The 15,060-nt window shown below is 55.3% G+C and carries 16 protein-coding genes; 7 read left to right on the top strand and 9 right to left on the bottom strand.

Translation table 11 applies throughout. From position 1 onward, the window contains the following. Nucleotides 1–261 precede the first annotated feature (261 nt). Nucleotides 262–885 carry a transcriptional regulator RcsA gene (gene rcsA, locus E0L20_RS00130; RefSeq protein ID WP_131632127.1) on the top strand — a complete coding sequence of 208 codons (624 nt, stop codon included), beginning with the start codon at nucleotides 262–264 and terminating at the stop codon, nucleotides 883–885. A 101-nt stretch (nucleotides 886–986) separates the two neighbouring features. Here the strand turns inward: rcsA and dsrB are convergent, their stop codons facing one another. Beyond that, nucleotides 987–1,175, bottom strand: coding sequence for a protein DsrB (dsrB, locus tag E0L20_RS23915; protein ID WP_207389430.1), 189 nt, complete (start codon nucleotides 1,173–1,175; stop codon nucleotides 987–989). A 127-nt stretch (nucleotides 1,176–1,302) separates the two neighbouring features. Here dsrB and yodD point away from each other — a divergent pair, with 127 nt between their 5' ends. Together yodD and E0L20_RS00115 are read left to right on the top strand one after the other, a co-directional pair. Next, nucleotides 1,303–1,530, top strand: coding sequence for a YodD family peroxide/acid resistance protein (gene yodD, locus E0L20_RS00120; RefSeq protein WP_131632125.1), 228 nt, complete (start codon nucleotides 1,303–1,305; stop codon nucleotides 1,528–1,530). Nucleotides 1,531–1,830: 300 nt separating this feature from the next. Beyond that, nucleotides 1,831–2,631, top strand: a complete 801-nt coding sequence (locus tag E0L20_RS00115) for a mannosyl-3-phosphoglycerate phosphatase-related protein (protein ID WP_131632124.1) — start codon at nucleotides 1,831–1,833, stop codon at nucleotides 2,629–2,631. Here E0L20_RS00115 and dgcQ read toward each other — a convergent pair. The 3 genes from dgcQ to E0L20_RS00100 all read right to left on the bottom strand — a co-directional run bounded on the left by dgcQ (nucleotide 2,616) and on the right by E0L20_RS00100 (nucleotide 5,564). Continuing rightward, a complete protein-coding gene (gene dgcQ / locus E0L20_RS00110; protein ID WP_131632123.1) occupies nucleotides 2,616–4,316 on the bottom strand; it encodes a cellulose biosynthesis regulator diguanylate cyclase DgcQ in 1,701 nt (566 codons plus the stop codon). The two genes, E0L20_RS00115 and dgcQ, sit on opposite strands and share 16 nt — an antisense overlap. A 72-nt stretch (nucleotides 4,317–4,388) precedes the next feature. After that, nucleotides 4,389–4,571 carry a YodC family protein gene (locus E0L20_RS00105; RefSeq protein WP_131632122.1) on the bottom strand — a complete coding sequence of 61 codons (183 nt, stop codon included), beginning with the start codon at nucleotides 4,569–4,571 and terminating at the stop codon, nucleotides 4,389–4,391. A 78-nt stretch (nucleotides 4,572–4,649) separates the two neighbouring features. Then, nucleotides 4,650–5,564 carry a DUF808 domain-containing protein gene (locus E0L20_RS00100; protein WP_370967785.1) on the bottom strand — a complete coding sequence of 305 codons (915 nt, stop codon included), beginning with the start codon at nucleotides 5,562–5,564 and terminating at the stop codon, nucleotides 4,650–4,652. A gap of 175 nt (nucleotides 5,565–5,739) precedes the next feature. Here E0L20_RS00100 and yedA point away from each other — a divergent pair, with 175 nt between their 5' ends. Continuing rightward, nucleotides 5,740–6,654: a drug/metabolite exporter YedA gene (gene yedA / locus E0L20_RS00095; RefSeq protein ID WP_131632120.1), complete on the top strand. Its 915-nt coding sequence runs from the start codon at nucleotides 5,740–5,742 to the stop codon at nucleotides 6,652–6,654. Here the strand turns inward: yedA and E0L20_RS00090 are convergent. From E0L20_RS00090 to E0L20_RS00080, 3 genes are all read right to left on the bottom strand, one after another. Next, on the bottom strand, nucleotides 6,626–7,108 hold the full coding sequence (locus E0L20_RS00090) for a very short patch repair endonuclease (RefSeq protein ID WP_131632119.1): 483 nt from the start codon (nucleotides 7,106–7,108) through the stop codon (nucleotides 6,626–6,628). The two genes, yedA and E0L20_RS00090, sit on opposite strands and share 29 nt — an antisense overlap. Further along, nucleotides 7,089–8,504, bottom strand: coding sequence for a DNA cytosine methyltransferase (locus E0L20_RS00085; RefSeq protein ID WP_131632118.1), 1,416 nt, complete (start codon nucleotides 8,502–8,504; stop codon nucleotides 7,089–7,091). Before E0L20_RS00085 ends, E0L20_RS00090 begins: the two co-directional genes overlap by 20 nt. A 61-nt stretch (nucleotides 8,505–8,565) precedes the next feature. Next, the gene (locus tag E0L20_RS00080; protein WP_131632117.1) at nucleotides 8,566–9,267 is read right to left on the bottom strand and encodes a phosphohydrolase; all 702 of its coding nucleotides are present in this window, start codon (nucleotides 9,265–9,267) and stop codon (nucleotides 8,566–8,568) included. A 287-nt stretch (nucleotides 9,268–9,554) separates the two neighbouring features. Here E0L20_RS00080 and ompC point away from each other — a divergent pair, with 287 nt between their 5' ends. Further along, a complete protein-coding gene (gene ompC, locus E0L20_RS00075; RefSeq protein ID WP_131632116.1) occupies nucleotides 9,555–10,721 on the top strand; it encodes a porin OmpC in 1,167 nt (388 codons plus the stop codon). 54 nt (nucleotides 10,722–10,775) lie between these two features. On the opposite strand, the gene E0L20_RS00070 is transcribed toward ompC, so the two are convergent. Further along, complete coding sequence (locus tag E0L20_RS00070) at nucleotides 10,776–11,639, bottom strand: N-acetylmuramic acid 6-phosphate etherase (RefSeq protein ID WP_131632115.1); 864 nt, start codon at nucleotides 11,637–11,639, stop codon at nucleotides 10,776–10,778. A 144-nt stretch (nucleotides 11,640–11,783) separates the two neighbouring features. Here E0L20_RS00070 and E0L20_RS00065 point away from each other — a divergent pair, with 144 nt between their 5' ends. Together E0L20_RS00065 and dcuR are read left to right on the top strand one after the other, a co-directional pair. After that, nucleotides 11,784–13,400, top strand: a complete 1,617-nt coding sequence (locus E0L20_RS00065; protein WP_131632114.1) for a sensor histidine kinase — start codon at nucleotides 11,784–11,786, stop codon at nucleotides 13,398–13,400. Next, nucleotides 13,397–14,116, top strand: coding sequence for a two-component system response regulator DcuR (gene dcuR, locus E0L20_RS00060; protein WP_131632113.1), 720 nt, complete (start codon nucleotides 13,397–13,399; stop codon nucleotides 14,114–14,116). The genes E0L20_RS00065 and dcuR overlap by 4 nt, the downstream gene beginning before the upstream one ends. Here dcuR and E0L20_RS00055 read toward each other — a convergent pair. Beyond that, nucleotides 14,097–15,059 (bottom strand): FAD:protein FMN transferase, encoded by a 963-nt coding sequence (locus E0L20_RS00055; protein ID WP_131632112.1) that lies wholly within the window; start codon nucleotides 15,057–15,059, stop codon nucleotides 14,097–14,099. The two genes, dcuR and E0L20_RS00055, sit on opposite strands and share 20 nt — an antisense overlap. Nucleotide 15,060 lies beyond the last annotated feature (1 nt).

The raw sequence follows: 15,060 nt of genomic DNA, 5'->3' as shown, positions 1-15,060 counted from the left end.
TTCCTAAAATAAATCACGAAAAACATCTACCAGGATATATCTGACGCGGTTTAATTGTTTCTAAGCACCTCACAATACTTAATATTTACTTTACTTTAAGAAGATTCCTGGCAAATTATACGTAACTTTACGGGATAGTGAGTCCGCCTGAAAGTCTTTGTCATGCTCACAGGTTTTATTACGTTTTTCCATCCCGTATGGCTGTTTATGAGCTCTCAGGCAGATGGTGAATTATCGTTACGCATTGAGTGAGGGTATGCCATGTCAACGATCATTATGGATTTATGCAGCTACACCCGGCTAGGGTTAACCGGGTATCTGGCAAGCAGAGGGGTAAGAAAGAGAGACATCAACGATGCACACACCGTTGACGAACTCGCAGCCGCTTGTGATGAACACAAGCCAGGCGTGGTGTTTATTAATGAGGACTGTTTTATTCACGATCCGGCCAACAGTCAGCACATTAAGCAAATCATTAATCAGCATCCTAAGACCTTGTTTATTGTGTTTATGGCTATCGCTAATATTCACTTCGACGAGTATTTATTGGTCCGAAAAAATTTATTGATCAGTTCTAAATCGATAAAGCCAGAGTCGCTGGATGACATTCTGGGTGATTATTTGAATAAAGAAGTTAAGAATGTAGGAGCGATTAACTTACCCACGCTTTCATTAAGCAGGACTGAATCCAGCATGCTGAGGATGTGGATGGCAGGACAAGGGACGATTCAAATTTCTGACCAGATGAATATCAAAGCCAAGACCGTTTCGTCACATAAAGGAAATATTAAACGGAAAATTAAAACGCATAATAAGCAAGTGATCTATCACGTCGTTCGCCTGACGGATAATGTGACGAACGGGATTTTCGTCAATATGCGCTAGTCATTTTTTAACCTTTAGTACCCTACACGATCTCTGGCCTTGCCAGAGATTTTTGCGTTTACAGCAGGGGTCGGGCACGCAGATGGCCGCCCGACGTGATGCTATTCTGCTCTTTCCACGAAGATGCCGTCCGGATGCCCCAGTTCGTTAAAGAACCAGATGCCGAGCGGGTAGTCATCCAGAGATACCAGGTACATTGTGCCTTCACTAAACTCTTCTATTGCCAGCACCACCCCCGGGCGGCGCGGCCCACCGTCCGTTTTAACGGTTACCCGATCGTTGACCTTCATACGTTCCTCCTGTGGTTTTGAGCCAGTGTAGAACAAAACGCAAAAACACACATCGCTACGGGGCGCGAATGGCGTTTTTGTGTGCAGTCTATACTTACCGTGAACACGGTTGAATGAGGACTCCGTAATGAAAACCGAGAAAGCGTACAGCGACACCATCAAACGCGACGTTGAAGTGGACGTCGATGCCCTGCTGGCTGCCATCAATGAGATAAGCGAGTCTGACGTCCGTCGCACCGACGATCGGTCCGAAAGGGTCATCGTCAACGGTAGGGACTACCACACCTACCGCGAGCTGGCCGAGGCCTTTGAACTCGACATCCATGACTTTAGCGTGTCTGAAGCGAACCGTTAGGGCGAAAAAAATCCCGGTCATGGGGATGACCGGGATCAAACTTGCTTATGCAAGAAGCACTTGAAAATTCGTTACACCAGGAAATCTGATGTACGCAAAACATTATCCCCAACGAATTTGTATGACAAGGATATATTCTCATAGTGAATATTATATTTTATGCATATAAATTTTTCTTATGTTGTTCAGCATGCATCGCGCGCGGGTTTGCCGGGATCGGTTCCATCTCTTTCGCTTCGCCACCCGGAATGTTTTTAGGAATATTCTTAGGATGACATCCATTTTGTATCAGGAGACCTTATGCTTTCACTTCAGGACCCGCTGCTGATTTTTTCCGATCTTGACGGCTCGCTGCTGGATATTCACACCTATGAATGGCAGCCAGCGCAACCCTGGCTGGATAAACTGCAAAATTATCAGGTGCCGGTCATTCTCTGCAGCAGCAAGACGGCCGCCGAAATGCTGGATATTCAGCAGGATCTCGGCATGGAAGGCCTGCCCTTTATTGCCGAAAACGGTGCGGTGATTCAGCCAGACGTGCGCTGGGAGAGTGTTAAGCGTCATCTTAACGGGATGAAGCATAACGAGATTTATCCGCTACTTGCGCAACTTCGCGAGCAGACAGGCTTCAAATTCACCACCTTTGACGATGTGGATGAGCGGGTAATCGCCGAGTGGACGGGGCTGAACCGACATCGTTCTCTGCTTGCTCGCCAGCACGAAGCCTCCGTTACCCTTATCTGGCGCGACAGCGATGAGAATATGGTGCGTTTTGAAGAGGCGCTGGCCGGTCATGGCCTGCAGTGCCTGCAGGGAGCACGCTTCTGGCACGTGCTGGACGCGCGCTGCGGTAAGGACGTGGCGATCGGCTGGCTGGTTGAGCAATACCGCGCGCGCGAGGGCGCCGTGCCCACGACGCTAGGACTCGGCGACGGCCCCAATGATGCCCCTCTTCTGGACAGCGTGGACTTCGCGGTGGCGATAAAGGGTATCAACCGCCACGGCATTACGCTCAAGGATGATAACCCGGCCCGGGTGTATCATACGCAACACTCCGGCCCGGCAGGCTGGCGTGAAGGGCTCAATCACTTCTTCTCGTGACCGTTCGACACAACCCGGTTACGCCCGCCCTGCTTGGCCTCATACAGGCGTGCATCTGCAATAGACTGTAGCTGTTCAAACTGGTAGTTGTCCTTTTCCTGCGCGCTGCTCACGCCAAGCGACGCGCTGATGCGCAGGGTTGTGCTTTTTTGCACCAGTATCTCTTTACTGTCGATTCGCGCGCGGATGCGTTCAGCCACCGCGCTCGCCTCCGCAAGCCCGACTCCCGGCAGCACAACGCAAAACTCCTCCCCACCCACGCGTCCCGCGACGTCGTTGGGACGCAGCGCGCTGGCAATCAGTCCTCCCGCGTGCGACAGCACCTTATCGCCCGCCTGGTGGCCGAACCGGTCGTTAATGCTTTTGAAGTGGTCGAGATCGATCTGGATTACGGAAAACGGCAGCGACTGCTGCTGGCACTGCTTAGCCAGCATTTTTGCCCGCTCAAACAGCGCGCCACGGTTATTCAGCCGGGTGAGGGGATCGTGCCACGCCTGCCACTGCAGCGTGTGCTGAAGGGTGTACATGTTGCTGACCATCCGACGGATAACCAGCCAGGAGATCAGCAGCATCGCGGTAAATAGCGCCCACAGGAGCGCCAGCACGATGCTAATGCTGCCGAACTCATCGTGTACGCCTTCGTGAAGGGTATGTACCCGCAGGACAACGCCATCGAAGTGGTCCAGGCGCTCCCAGCTGATAAAACGGCTTCCAAGACGAATCCCGCCCTGGGTATCGGTTTCTATCGCACGTGCAATCTGCGCCATCTCACGCTCGTCAAACTGATTTCCCGTGGCTGCGGGCGTCTCCGAGGTGGCGATCATATTCAGGCGGGTATCGTAAAGCTGATACTCCCCTTCGGCGCGATCGTCCATGGCATCCACCAGCAGGCGCTTCATGGTTGCAAAGGTGAAGTCCATCGCCACCACGCCATACCAGTAATGGTTGTAATAGATCGGGACGCTGGCGGTAATGAACGGCTGGTTGCCGACGAAGACTGAGGCGGGTGAAATGAACCAGCGCACCGCCCGCGCACGGTTATCCCGGTCAGATTGCTCTCTAAACCAGGGCAGCGTGACCAGCTGATAATAGCGGGGAGAAATATCCTGCGGCCGTGCAGGCGTATCCGTTGCGAGGAAAAATCCGGCGCGCGAGACATAGACCACCCTCTCCTCTTTCCGCGTGCCGGACGAGGCCAGCCGCAGCAGATAGCCCACTTCAAGCGCGGCGGAGAGCTCGTTGGTCAGATGCTCTTCATCACGGTTGAGCAGCGTGGTCTTTTCAACAAAGGCATCGGAAACGCCGTTAATCGGGAGCGTGCGGTTTTTATCGACGGCGATTTGCCAGTTGGCGGTGTGACGTAACGTTTCAAAACGCCCGACGGCATCGTGCAGTACGCCAAATGCCAGCGGCGTCTGCAGCGCGTCGCGCATGCTGTTGCGAAAAAAAAGCATCTTGTCGACGCTGAACTGCAGCTGCCTGTCCAGTGACGTGGCGACCGTAGCGAGATGGTTGCGCTGGCTGGAGATGTAGGCTTCTTCCAGCACCACTACCTCGCGCCAGGTGAGGAGGGTTGAGAAGATCAGGACGACCAAAAAACAGAGGTTAACTATCAGGCCAGGATTGCTGCGCTTGTGCAGCCATTGCAGAAAAGACCGTTTTAAAACATAAGTATCGCGCTGCACACTCTCTCCCTGATTGCTACCCTTCGCTCGTATGGTCAGTAAAAACGCCCGGTAAAACCGGGCGTTACGTGATTAAGCCTTATCGCGCTTTTGCCTTCCGTCTCCCGGCTGAAGCTCGTCTTCACGAAACGCTTCCCGCTGGATACTGTAACCATCATGCCAGCGGCATTCCACCATTCCGCTGGCGTAACCGGTGACAATCATGCGAGGACCGCCGTTCTTAGGCTTAACTTCATCACTGACTACAAAGACCATACCTGCCTCCTGTATCAGGGTGAAACGTTTTCAATTTAGACGAGGAATGGCCTTTCTGCATCCTGCTGCGGGTAACAATTAGTGCGACGTGCCGCGCATCTTTTCGACCAGCTTTACCGCCGCGACCACGATGCCGCCGATGATAAAGCCCAGCACCAGGTTGACCAGCATCGGCAGAACGGCGGCCACCACGGCCCCCTGCTCAGAGGCGAAGCCTTCGATGGCGTGGTGCAGCGGTGCGATACCGTGAACCACGATGCCGCCTCCAACGAGGAACATCGCCAGCGTACCCACGATGGACAAACTCTTCATCAGCCAGGGTGCCAGCACCAGCAGGCTTTTGCCGATACCCCTGGCAACCGCGCTCGATTTTTCCTCCAGCCAGTAGCCGATATCGTCCAGCTTGACGATCAGCCCCACCAGGCCGTAGACGCCCACGGTGACCAGAATGGCAATCCCGGAGAGGATCAGCACCTGATTGAGCAGCGGCGCTTCCGAAACAATACCGAGCGTAATCGCCACGATCTCAGCCGAGAGTATAAAGTCGGTGCGAATAGCGCCTTTCACCTTATCGCGCTCAAAGGTTTTGGGGTCCTGCGCCGCCAGCGCCTCAAGGCGCTGCTGGCGCACCTCTGGCGTATCGCTTTCTTTGCGCGACGCAAAGGTGTGCAGCACCTTTTCAACGCCCTCGAAGCACAAAAATGCCCCGCCAATCATCAGCAGCGGCGTGATTGCCCAGGGAATAAACGCGCTGATCAGCAGCGCCAGCGGAACCAGTATCACCTTGTTGAGGAACGACCCCTTCGCCACGCCCCAGACCACCGGCAGCTCGCGGTTCGCCCTTACCCCGCTCACCTGCTGCGCGTTTAGCGATAAATCGTCTCCCAGCACGCCCGCCGTCTTTTTGGCTGCCAGTTTTCCCATCACCGAAATGTCATCGAGTAACGTGGCAATATCATCCAGCAATGTTAATAAGCTACTTCCTGCCAAAATCTCTATCCTTCTTTTTTTGGTAATTAAGTGAATAGTATGGAGCAAAAGCGCAAACCCTGAAACAGGCACCTCACGTCAACAAAAAATTCACATCAACTACACAATTAAAGGACTCGCCACGCCGATAGTTTTGACGTTTACTATCAGCGACCTTTTTATTTCGTCGTGAGGGATTATGCGTTTCCGGCAATTATTACCGCTCATTGGAGCGCTTTTTTCGCTGTATATCATCTGGGGCTCCACCTATTTCGTCATTCGTATCGGGGTGGAAAGCTGGCCGCCGCTGATGATGGCGGGAATTCGCTTCCTGTCTGCCGGCGTGCTGCTTTTGGCCTTCCTGCTGCTGCGCGGGCATAAGCTCCCCTCTCTGCGCCCCATGCTTAACGCCGCTCTTATTGGCCTGCTGCTGCTGGCCGTGGGCAACGGTTTTGTCACCGTCGCCGAGCACCAGAACGTCCCCTCCGGTATTGCCGCGGTGGTGGTTGCCACGGTTCCGCTGTTTACGCTCTGCTTCAGCCGTCTTTTTGGCATTCGTACCCGCAAGCTGGAATGGCTGGGCATCGGCATCGGGCTTGCCGGGATTATCCTGCTCAACAGCGGCGGTAACCTGAGCGGTAATCCGTGGGGAGCACTGCTGATCCTTATCGGGTCGATGAGCTGGGCCTTTGGTTCCGTGTACGGCTCACGCATTGAGCTGCCCTCCGGCATGATGGCAGGTGCGATTGAGATGCTGGCTGCGGGGATTGTGCTGCTGGCTGCCTTCGCGCTGACGGGCGAAAAGCTGACGACGATGCCGGATCTCTCTGGCTTCCTGGCGGTCGGTTATCTGGCGCTGTTTGGATCTATCATTGCCATTAATGCCTATATGTTCCTGATCCGCAACGTCTCGCCCGCGGTTGCTACCAGCTATGCCTACGTTAACCCGGTCGTCGCGGTACTGCTCGGCACCAGTTTTGCCGGTGAAGTCTTGTCGCCGGTGGAGTGGCTGGCGCTGGGCGTGATTGTCTTTGCCGTCGTGCTGGTGACGCTGGGCAAATATCTCCTGCCCGCAAAGCCGGTTATCACCCCGTGCGGGGTGGAGAAACCGTAATACCCTGGGTATCGATCTGCGCGGTCTGACCGCCGCCGCAGATCCACTCTTCCAGCCTTTCCGTCAGCTGCGCATCGCTGAGCTTTAGCCTGCCGCGCAGCGCGCACTCCCAGACGATCAGCACCCGCCAGCCCTGCGCAATAAGGGCGGACAGATCGCGCCGGTCGCGCGCGACGTTCTTGCCGATTTTATCCAGCCAGAATTCAGTGCGCGTGGCGGGAACCTTAAACAGGTAGCAGTCGTGATGATGCCAGAAACAGCCGTGGGTAAAGATAATGCACTGATACGCGTCGATGACGAAATCAGGCCGTCCGGCGAGGGCCGCGTCCTGAACCCGGAACTCAAAACCGGCCTCGGTCAGCAGCCCGGCCAGCCGCTTTTCAATTGCGGTATCACGCGTGCCGATGGCACGCATGTTTTTACTCCGCGTTGCTTTATTGTGCACATCCGTCATTGACGGCCTCGCTCTGGCGCAGCGCAACGGCCTGCCTGATGCGCGATGCCAGCAGCTTTGCGACTGCCGCAAACGCAGGCACCACGACGGAGTTGCCAAACTGACGATACGCCTGCGTATCCGACACCGGAATGCGGAAGCTGTAGCCCTGCGGCGCTTCAAACCCCATCAGTCGCGCGCATTCGCGCGGCGTCAGGCGGCGCGGACGATGCTGCTGATTGTGGGGATCGTCGAAGTCTTTTTCGCCAAGCGCCTTATCCCAGCCTCTGTCGATAAGGATCTCTGCGCCATCCTTGTAGTAGCGGGCCGAGAGCGTGCGGGTCACGCTGTGCGGATCGTTGGGGTTGACCATGCCAAAACCAAAGCCATTGCCTTTTGCCTGATGCTTTTTGGCGTAGCGGTAAAGGTATTTCCACAGCACCGGGGTCAGGATAAATTTCGCATCGACGGCGGGCTCAAGCAGGTCGGCAATGGCTGGACGGCGCGCCGGGTACAGCGCCGGAATATCGCGCAGGGTGAAATCGCCCTTCAGATTGAGGTCGCGGCGGAAGCCCACCAGCACGATGCGTTCCCGGTGCTGCGGAAGGAAGTGCTTACCGTCAATAATCTTGGGATCGTCTGCGCCCATGTGCTCTGCGTCAGCCACGTCGTAGCCCAGCTCGTCCAGGGTCTGCATGATGATGCGGAAGGTTTTACCGCCATCGTGGCTTTTAAGATTCTTAACGTTTTCCAGCACAAATATGGCCGGACGGCGGGCATCAATAATGCGGACCACATCAAAAAACAGCGTTCCCTGGGTGTCGCAGGCAAACCCGTGGGCGCGTCCAAGCGCGTTCTTTTTAGATACTCCGGCGAGCGAAAAAGGCTGGCACGGGAAGCCGGCCAGCAGCACGTCATGTGCCGGGATCGCGTCGCGAATATGCCGGGCCGCCTCGGCATCGGATACGTCGCTTTTATGGCTCAGGGTCACATCGCGAATATCGGCGTTGAAGCTGTGCGCATCGGGATCGCAGTACCAGTTGGCTTTATAGGTGCGCACCGCATGTTTGTTCCACTCGCTGGTAAACACGCACTGGCCGCCGATGGCCTCAAAGCCGTGGCGGATGCCGCCGATACCGGCAAACAGATCGATAAATCGGAAAGCATAGCTGGGATGCGCCGCTGGAGGACGCGGCAGCAGGGTTTGCAGATACCGGAACTCTCCTTCGCTGAGGCGGTGCCCTGCGCGCTCGCTGGTCAGCAGCCTCTTGAGGATGGCCGGACTCCAGTGGCTCTCGCCCTGTGCCACCAGTTGGTTAGCCAGGGATTTGACATCATAGATGGCCAGCAGCTGGTGCAATAACGCCTGCACCGTTGCCGTTGATTTCTCGGCCTGCTGGGGCGCGGGCTCGGTCACTGATCGATTTTCCTGCATTCTATTAACCGCACAATAAAGACTGGAAACAGATTACCACAGTTCATGAACGCAAACTGCGGCGGAAGCGGCTCAATACCTGGCTATCCAGCCCCAGGCAGTCACCCTGCAGTTCGGCGCTCAGTTTCGCCATAAACTGAATCAGAAAATCGGCATTGTGGCGGGCAAGCTCGCGCCCCTCGTCCGTTTGCATCGACTCCGGCAGGCGCAGCAGCTTCGTCTGGAAGTGATCGAGCGCGAAGGCTTTGTCATCTAACGCTCTGGAATCTGCAAAGGGATCGCGCGCATCAAACAGCGGGACGCCCAGCGCCCCGGATACGGCGAACACCCGCGCCAGACCGATCGCCCCCAGGGCTTCCAGCCGATCGGCATCCTGAACAATTTTCGCTTCCGCGCTGAGGGGGGCGATCCCCGCGCTAAAGCTGTGCGCTTCTATAGCATGTTCGACGGCGGCGTAGCGCTCTGCGGGAAAGTCCGGAAAATCGCGCTGCAAAATCTCGCGCGTTTTACGCGCGGCCAGCCGTGAGGACCGGCTGCGTTCGGGATGATTTTTCGGCAGGCTGACAATGTCGTGAAAGTAGCAGGCGGTCAGCACCACCAGCGGGTCAACGCTGTGATGAGGCATCATTTTCTGCGCCGTCAACCAGACGCGCCGGAAGTGCGAAATATCGTGCGCGGTGTCGTCGGAAGCGTGATGTTCATTAAGCCAGGATTCGAAGCGCTGCTGCCACTGAGTGAGTTCCATCAATCCTTCCTGTTACACAAAATTATGGGGTGAATTATAACATAGCCAAATTAACTCAGTTAAAAAATAGACATGCGAAATACTTAATAATAATTACCTCCTATATTTTCAATTAATTAATTCATGAGAAAAATAAAGAGATTAATTGAAATATTTTGCAATGTTTTTACCAATTTAATTACATTTATTTTTGAACCAAAATAACAATCCGTAGAATAGTATCGACGGTGTAATTACGGAGGGTAATTACATATATTCAGATGAATTATATTTAAAGGGAATATATAATGAAAAGAAAAGTTCTGGCAATTCTGGTACCCGCTTTATTAATGGCTGGCGCAGCAAATGCGGCAGAGATGTACAACAAGAACGGCAACAAAGTCGACCTGTATGGCAAAGTCGATGCGCGTCATACCTTCTCTGATAACGCGGGCGACGACGGCGACGAAACCTACGTGCAGATTGGTTTCAAAGGCGAAACCCAGATTACTAATGAACTGGTAGGTTATGGTCAGTGGGAATATAAAACCTACGCCAACGATACCGAAGGCGCGAACGACAAATCATTTAACCGTCTGGCGTACGCTGGCCTGAAATATGGCGAATACGGCTCGTTTGATTACGGCCGTAATTACGGCGTAGTGTATGACGTTGAGGCCTGGACGGATATGCTGCCGGTATTCGGCGGTGATTCATATACCTGGACCGATAACTTTATGAATGGCCGTGCTAACGGTCTGGCTACCTACCGTAACTCAGATTTCTTCGGTCTGGTTGATGGCCTGAACTTTGCGCTGCAGTACCAGGGTGCGAATGAAGGACAGGATGCAACGGAAGATCAGGAAGGAACCAAAAACGGTCATAAAGACGTACGTTTCCAGAACGGCGACGGCTTTGGCATGTCTACCTCCTACGACTTCTCTGGCGACCTGTCTGGCCTGAGCCTGGGTGCGGCTTACTCCTCTTCTGACCGTTCAAATCAGCAAGAAGCTTATGGCAAGCGCTACAGCGCGCGTTATGCGGGCGGTGAGCGCGCAGAAGCATGGACACTGGGCGCGAAATACGATGCCAATAACGTATACCTGGCGATGATGTACGCCGAAACCCGCAACATGACGCCGTACGGTGACTACGGTATTGCGGATCAGACCCAGAACTTCGAAGCCGTGGCCCAGTATCAGTTCGACTTCGGTCTGCGCCCTTCCCTGGCATGGGTTTACTCCAAAGGTAAGGACATGTCTTACCTGGGTAACGGCTCCAATCCACAGGGTCAGCACGGCGACATGGACCTGGTTAACTACATCGACCTGGGCATGACCTACGCCTTCAACAAGAACTTCTCCACCTATGTTGATTACAAAATCAACATGCTGGACAACGATGAAAGCTTCTACGAAGCAAACGGCATTGCGACCGACGACATCGTTGGCGTAGGCATGACCTACCAGTTCTAATCCCCAAAAACGTCAAAGCCCGCATTCGCGGGCTTTTTTATATCCAAAGCATCACTACGGCGCTTCCTGCAGCGCCACGCGAATAAACCCATTGTTCTGCGCCAGCAGGTCATGCGCTTTCCAGGCGTCCAGACCGGTGAGCACCATCAGCACCGCCGTTTTACAGTTATGGTTGCAGGCCTCCAGCGCGGCCTTCGCCACCGCCCGGGTGCATCCCCCCGCTTCCATCACGATCGCGATCTGACGCTCGGCCCACTTCGTGCTGCTCGCCTCCAGATCCACGCGCAGATTGCTGTAAACGCGCCCGGTTCTGATCGCCAGCCCGGTAGTCACCATGCTCAGGATCATTTTTTGCGCGATCCCGGCTTTGGTATTGATATACCCGGCAACCACGTCCGGCCCTACATCGGGCGCAATCACCATGCTCGCCAGCTGTGCAGCCTCACTTTTCGCATCGCTGGTGATGACGGCAACCGTTGCGCCAAGCGACCACGCATGTCGCATTGCCCCCCATACCCACGGCGTTTTTCCGCTGACGGTCACCGCCAGCATCATATCGTGCTCGCCAAACTTCATGGCCTGTAGATCGGCGACGCCGCGCTCGTAGCTTCCGGCATCATCGCCTGCTGTGATAGCAATAACAGGGGTTTTACCAGGCGCATACTCATCGGCCGCCTGCTTTGCCACATCGCCGGATGGGCCTGCACCAACGATGACCAAACGACCACCGTGACTCAGCGTCGCCGCCGCGTTATCCACCGTGCGGGCAATTGTTGTTAAGCAGGGGGTGAGAGCTTCAGAGATTTGGGCATCATCCTGGTGAATGACGTTCAGCATGTCCAGCGTGGACAATCTGTCGATATTCATCGTGCTGGCGTGCCGTCTTTCCTTGACCGAACCGGTAAGCATAATGCTCATAAACAGCCTCCTTATTATGAGTTCCCACACACTATAAAGTGTTTTATATGGTTGACCTGCGAGGAGCATCACGAAAACGCATGGCTTTATGAAACGCCCGTCATCAGCGATAATTAGCCCTTTGATAAATATCGCGGAGTGTTGATGAGCGATTTGCAGCCCTTTCCCCTGACGCGCAAGCGCCCAATGAAGCTGAACACGCTGGTCACGCTGATGGTGTGTGCCATTATTGGTTCCGTGCTGCTGCTGGTCTTCGCGCTCTATTCGGCCCAAATCACGCGAGCCACCCGCGATGACGTCAAAGATACGGCGCTGGGGATCGCAAGGACGTTTGCCGATAGCCCGGAGGTTAAGCGTGGCCTGATGCAGGCGCCTCAGGCCGATATCATTCAGCCCATCGCTCAGGCCGTAACGCAGCGCAACGATTTGCTCTTTACCGTGGTGACCGATATGCGCGGTATTCGCTACTCGCATCCCAACGAAGCGCTGCTGGGCCTGCACTTTATCGGCGACGATCTGACGCCCGCGCTGGAAGGAAAAGAGAATGTCTCGGTTAACCGGGGCGCGCTCGCCGAGGCGCTACGCGTTTTCACACCCGTCTATGACGCCCGGCATGAGCAAATCGGCGTTGTCGTCGTCGGTATCTCGCTGCACAAAGTTGAGAACCAGATCGCGCGCGGGCGCCTGAACGCCGTGTGGACCATTTTGTTCAGTATCCTGATGAGTTCGCTGGCCATCTGGGGGCTGGTGCGGGTGCTCAAGCGCATCCTGTTTGGGCTTGAGCCATACGAAATCTCCGCCCTGTTTGAGCAGCGGCAGGCGATGCTGCAGTCGCTGCGTGAGGGGGTGTTGGCCGTCGACAATCATGGGCGCGTGACGATGATCAACCACACCGCCAGGGAGATCCTGCTTTTGCCTTCCGGCCAGCAATCCGAGAATGCCAGCGCCCCGCTGCTGGCCAGCCTGCGCGAGGTGTCGCAAACCGGCGTCGCCCGACAGGACCGGGAGATCAGCTGCAACGGCAGGCTTCTGTTGTGCAATATGGTGCCGGTCAAAAGTCAAAACCGGGTGATTGGGGCGATCGCGACCTTCCGCGATAAAACGGAAATCAGCCAGCTGATGCAGCGTATCGACGGCATGGTCAACTATGTCGATGCCCTGCGCGCCCACATCCATGAATTTATGAACAAGCTGCACGTAATATTGGGCCTGCTGCACATGAAGCGCTACGACAAGCTGGAAGAGTACATCATCCAGACGGCGCAAAACTATCAGACGGATATCGGCACTATCCAGAGCAAGGTGAAATCGCCGGTGATCGCCGGGTTCCTGCTGGGTAAAATCAACCGGGCGAAAGAAGCGGGCATTACGCTTAGCCTGGCAGACGAGTGCCAGATACCCGATACCGCCAATGAAGAGCAGGTTGCGGTGCTGGTTACCGTCCTCGGCAACCTGATCGAAAACGCGCTGGACGCGATGGAAGGCCAGCCGGAAGGCGAAATCACTCTGCTGTTACACTATCAAAACGGCTGGCTCAGCTGCGAAGTCAGCGACGACGGTCCCGGCATCGATCCCGTCCAGCTGGACGATATTTTTACCAAGGGCTTCTCAACAAAAGGTGAAAACCGGGGCGTTGGTTTGTTCCTTGCGCGTCAGCAAATTCAGAATCTGGGCGGTGACATTTCCGTTGAGTCTGAACCTGGCGTATTTACCCAATTTTTTGTTCACATCCCCTGGGATAGCGAGAGGAATATCGCGTGATAAATGTATTAATTGTCGATGATGACGCCATGGTAGCCGACCTCAACCGTCTGTACGTCAACCGCGTTGAGGGTTTTAGCTGCTGCGGCGTCGCCTCCACGCTCAACCAGGCTGAGGCCATTATCAGCAATCCCGACCAGCCGGTGGATCTGGTGCTGCTGGATGTCTATATGCAGCAGGATAATGGCCTGGATCTGCTGCCGATCATCCGTGCCTCAGGCCGCCCGATCGACGTCATTATGATCTCCTCAGCCTCCGATGCGACTACGATCCAGACCTCCATGCACTACGGCGTGGTGGATTATTTAATCAAGCCCTTCCAGTTCCCGCGCTTTGAAGAGGCGCTGAACGGCTGGAAGGCAAAGCACAGCCTGATGGGCTCGCACCAGTACTATGAGCAGGCAGATGTGGACAGGCTTTTGCACGGCGGCGCGCCAGAGCTGGCGGACAGCAAGAAGCTGCCGAAGGGATTAACTCCGCAAACGCTGCGCACCATTTGCCAGTGGATCGACGCCCACCCCGGCACGGAGTTTTCCACCGACGATCTGGCAAATGCGGTGAACATCTCGCGCGTCTCCTGCCGCAAGTACCTGATCTGGCTGGCGCAGATTAATATTCTGTTCACCAGCATCCACTACGGCGCCACCGGGCGTCCGGTGTATCGCTATCGTCTCCAGCCCGAGCAGACGGCGTTACTTAAACAGTACTGCCAGTAACGCGATAGCTGTCGTCAAGCAAGGCAAAGCGGAAGTGGTGCGCTGAAGAGATCACCACTTCTTTTGTTTTGGTCACAAAGATGGCTTCGATATCGGGGCGTGCGCGCAGCGCGGCACAGCCTTTCTCCACGCCCATGCCGTACATCAGGGTGGTCCAGATATCCCCGTCGATGGAGTCCTTCGACACGATGGTGACGCTGTCCAGCTCGTTGTCCAGCGGATACCCGGTTCGCGGGTCAAGGATGTGATGATAGCGTTTGCCGTCCTGCTCAAAGTAGCGCTCATAGGTTCCCGAAGTGACGACGGACCTGTTCTCTACCGTCATCGCGCCAATCAGCGCATCACCCGCGAAGGGCTTTTTCAGCCCTACGCTCCAGCCCCCTTCCGGCGAGCCTAACGTCTGGATATTTCCTCCGAGGTTAATCAATCCCAGATCGGCCCCTTCTTTTCGCAGATAATCCCGCACCCTGTCGGCGATATAGCCTTTGGCGATTGCTCCGAGGTCGATCTCCATTCCCTCTCTCACCAGAAAGACGCTGCTGTCCGGTTCATTCAGCACCACATCCGCAGGATCGGTTATGCCCAGCAGCGCCGTAATTTCATCGGCAGGCGGAACGCTGTCACCCCGAAAGCCAATTTTCCAGCGCTTCACCAGCGGGCCGATGGCAAGGTTGAAAGCGCTGTCCTTGAGCATGCTCGCCGCTTTCGCGCAGCGGATAAGCTCGAACACCGGACGACTAACCGCAACCGGATGCTGGCCGGCAGCATGGTTGATATCCATCACCTGCGAATGCGCGCGGTTGACGGTAAGCAGATCTTCATACTGTTTAATCAGGCGAAAGACGCGCGACGCGAGGGCTTCATCATGGGAAAAGAGTTTGAGGAGGATGGGCGATCCCATCAGGACGGCGGAATAACTGTAAACGCGATGGTCATCAGGCATA

The sequence above is a fragment of the Enterobacter wuhouensis genome, assembly GCF_004331265.1.
GTDB lineage: Bacteria > Pseudomonadota > Gammaproteobacteria > Enterobacterales > Enterobacteriaceae > Enterobacter > Enterobacter wuhouensis.
The sequence above is the reverse complement of the archived record's forward strand: the minus strand, read 5'-3'. Positions and strand labels throughout refer to the sequence as shown.

Coding starts and splice junctions, on each gene's coding strand:
- rcsA (WP_131632127.1), top strand. CDS start 262: ATGTCAACGATCATTATGGATTTATGCAGCTACACCCGGCTAGGGTTA.
- dsrB (WP_207389430.1), bottom strand. CDS start 1,175: ATGAAGGTCAACGATCGGGTAACCGTTAAAACGGACGGTGGGCCGCGC.
- yodD (WP_131632125.1), top strand. CDS start 1,303: ATGAAAACCGAGAAAGCGTACAGCGACACCATCAAACGCGACGTTGAA.
- E0L20_RS00115 (WP_131632124.1), top strand. CDS start 1,831: ATGCTTTCACTTCAGGACCCGCTGCTGATTTTTTCCGATCTTGACGGC.
- E0L20_RS00105 (WP_131632122.1), bottom strand. CDS start 4,571: ATGGTCTTTGTAGTCAGTGATGAAGTTAAGCCTAAGAACGGCGGTCCT.
- yedA (WP_131632120.1), top strand. CDS start 5,740: ATGCGTTTCCGGCAATTATTACCGCTCATTGGAGCGCTTTTTTCGCTG.
- E0L20_RS00090 (WP_131632119.1), bottom strand. CDS start 7,108: ATGACGGATGTGCACAATAAAGCAACGCGGAGTAAAAACATGCGTGCC.
- E0L20_RS00080 (WP_131632117.1), bottom strand. CDS start 9,267: ATGGAACTCACTCAGTGGCAGCAGCGCTTCGAATCCTGGCTTAATGAA.
- ompC (WP_131632116.1), top strand. CDS start 9,555: ATGAAAAGAAAAGTTCTGGCAATTCTGGTACCCGCTTTATTAATGGCT.
- E0L20_RS00070 (WP_131632115.1), bottom strand. CDS start 11,639: ATGAGCATTATGCTTACCGGTTCGGTCAAGGAAAGACGGCACGCCAGC.
- E0L20_RS00065 (WP_131632114.1), top strand. CDS start 11,784: ATGAGCGATTTGCAGCCCTTTCCCCTGACGCGCAAGCGCCCAATGAAG.
- E0L20_RS00055 (WP_131632112.1), bottom strand. CDS start 15,059: ATGCCTGATGACCATCGCGTTTACAGTTATTCCGCCGTCCTGATGGGA.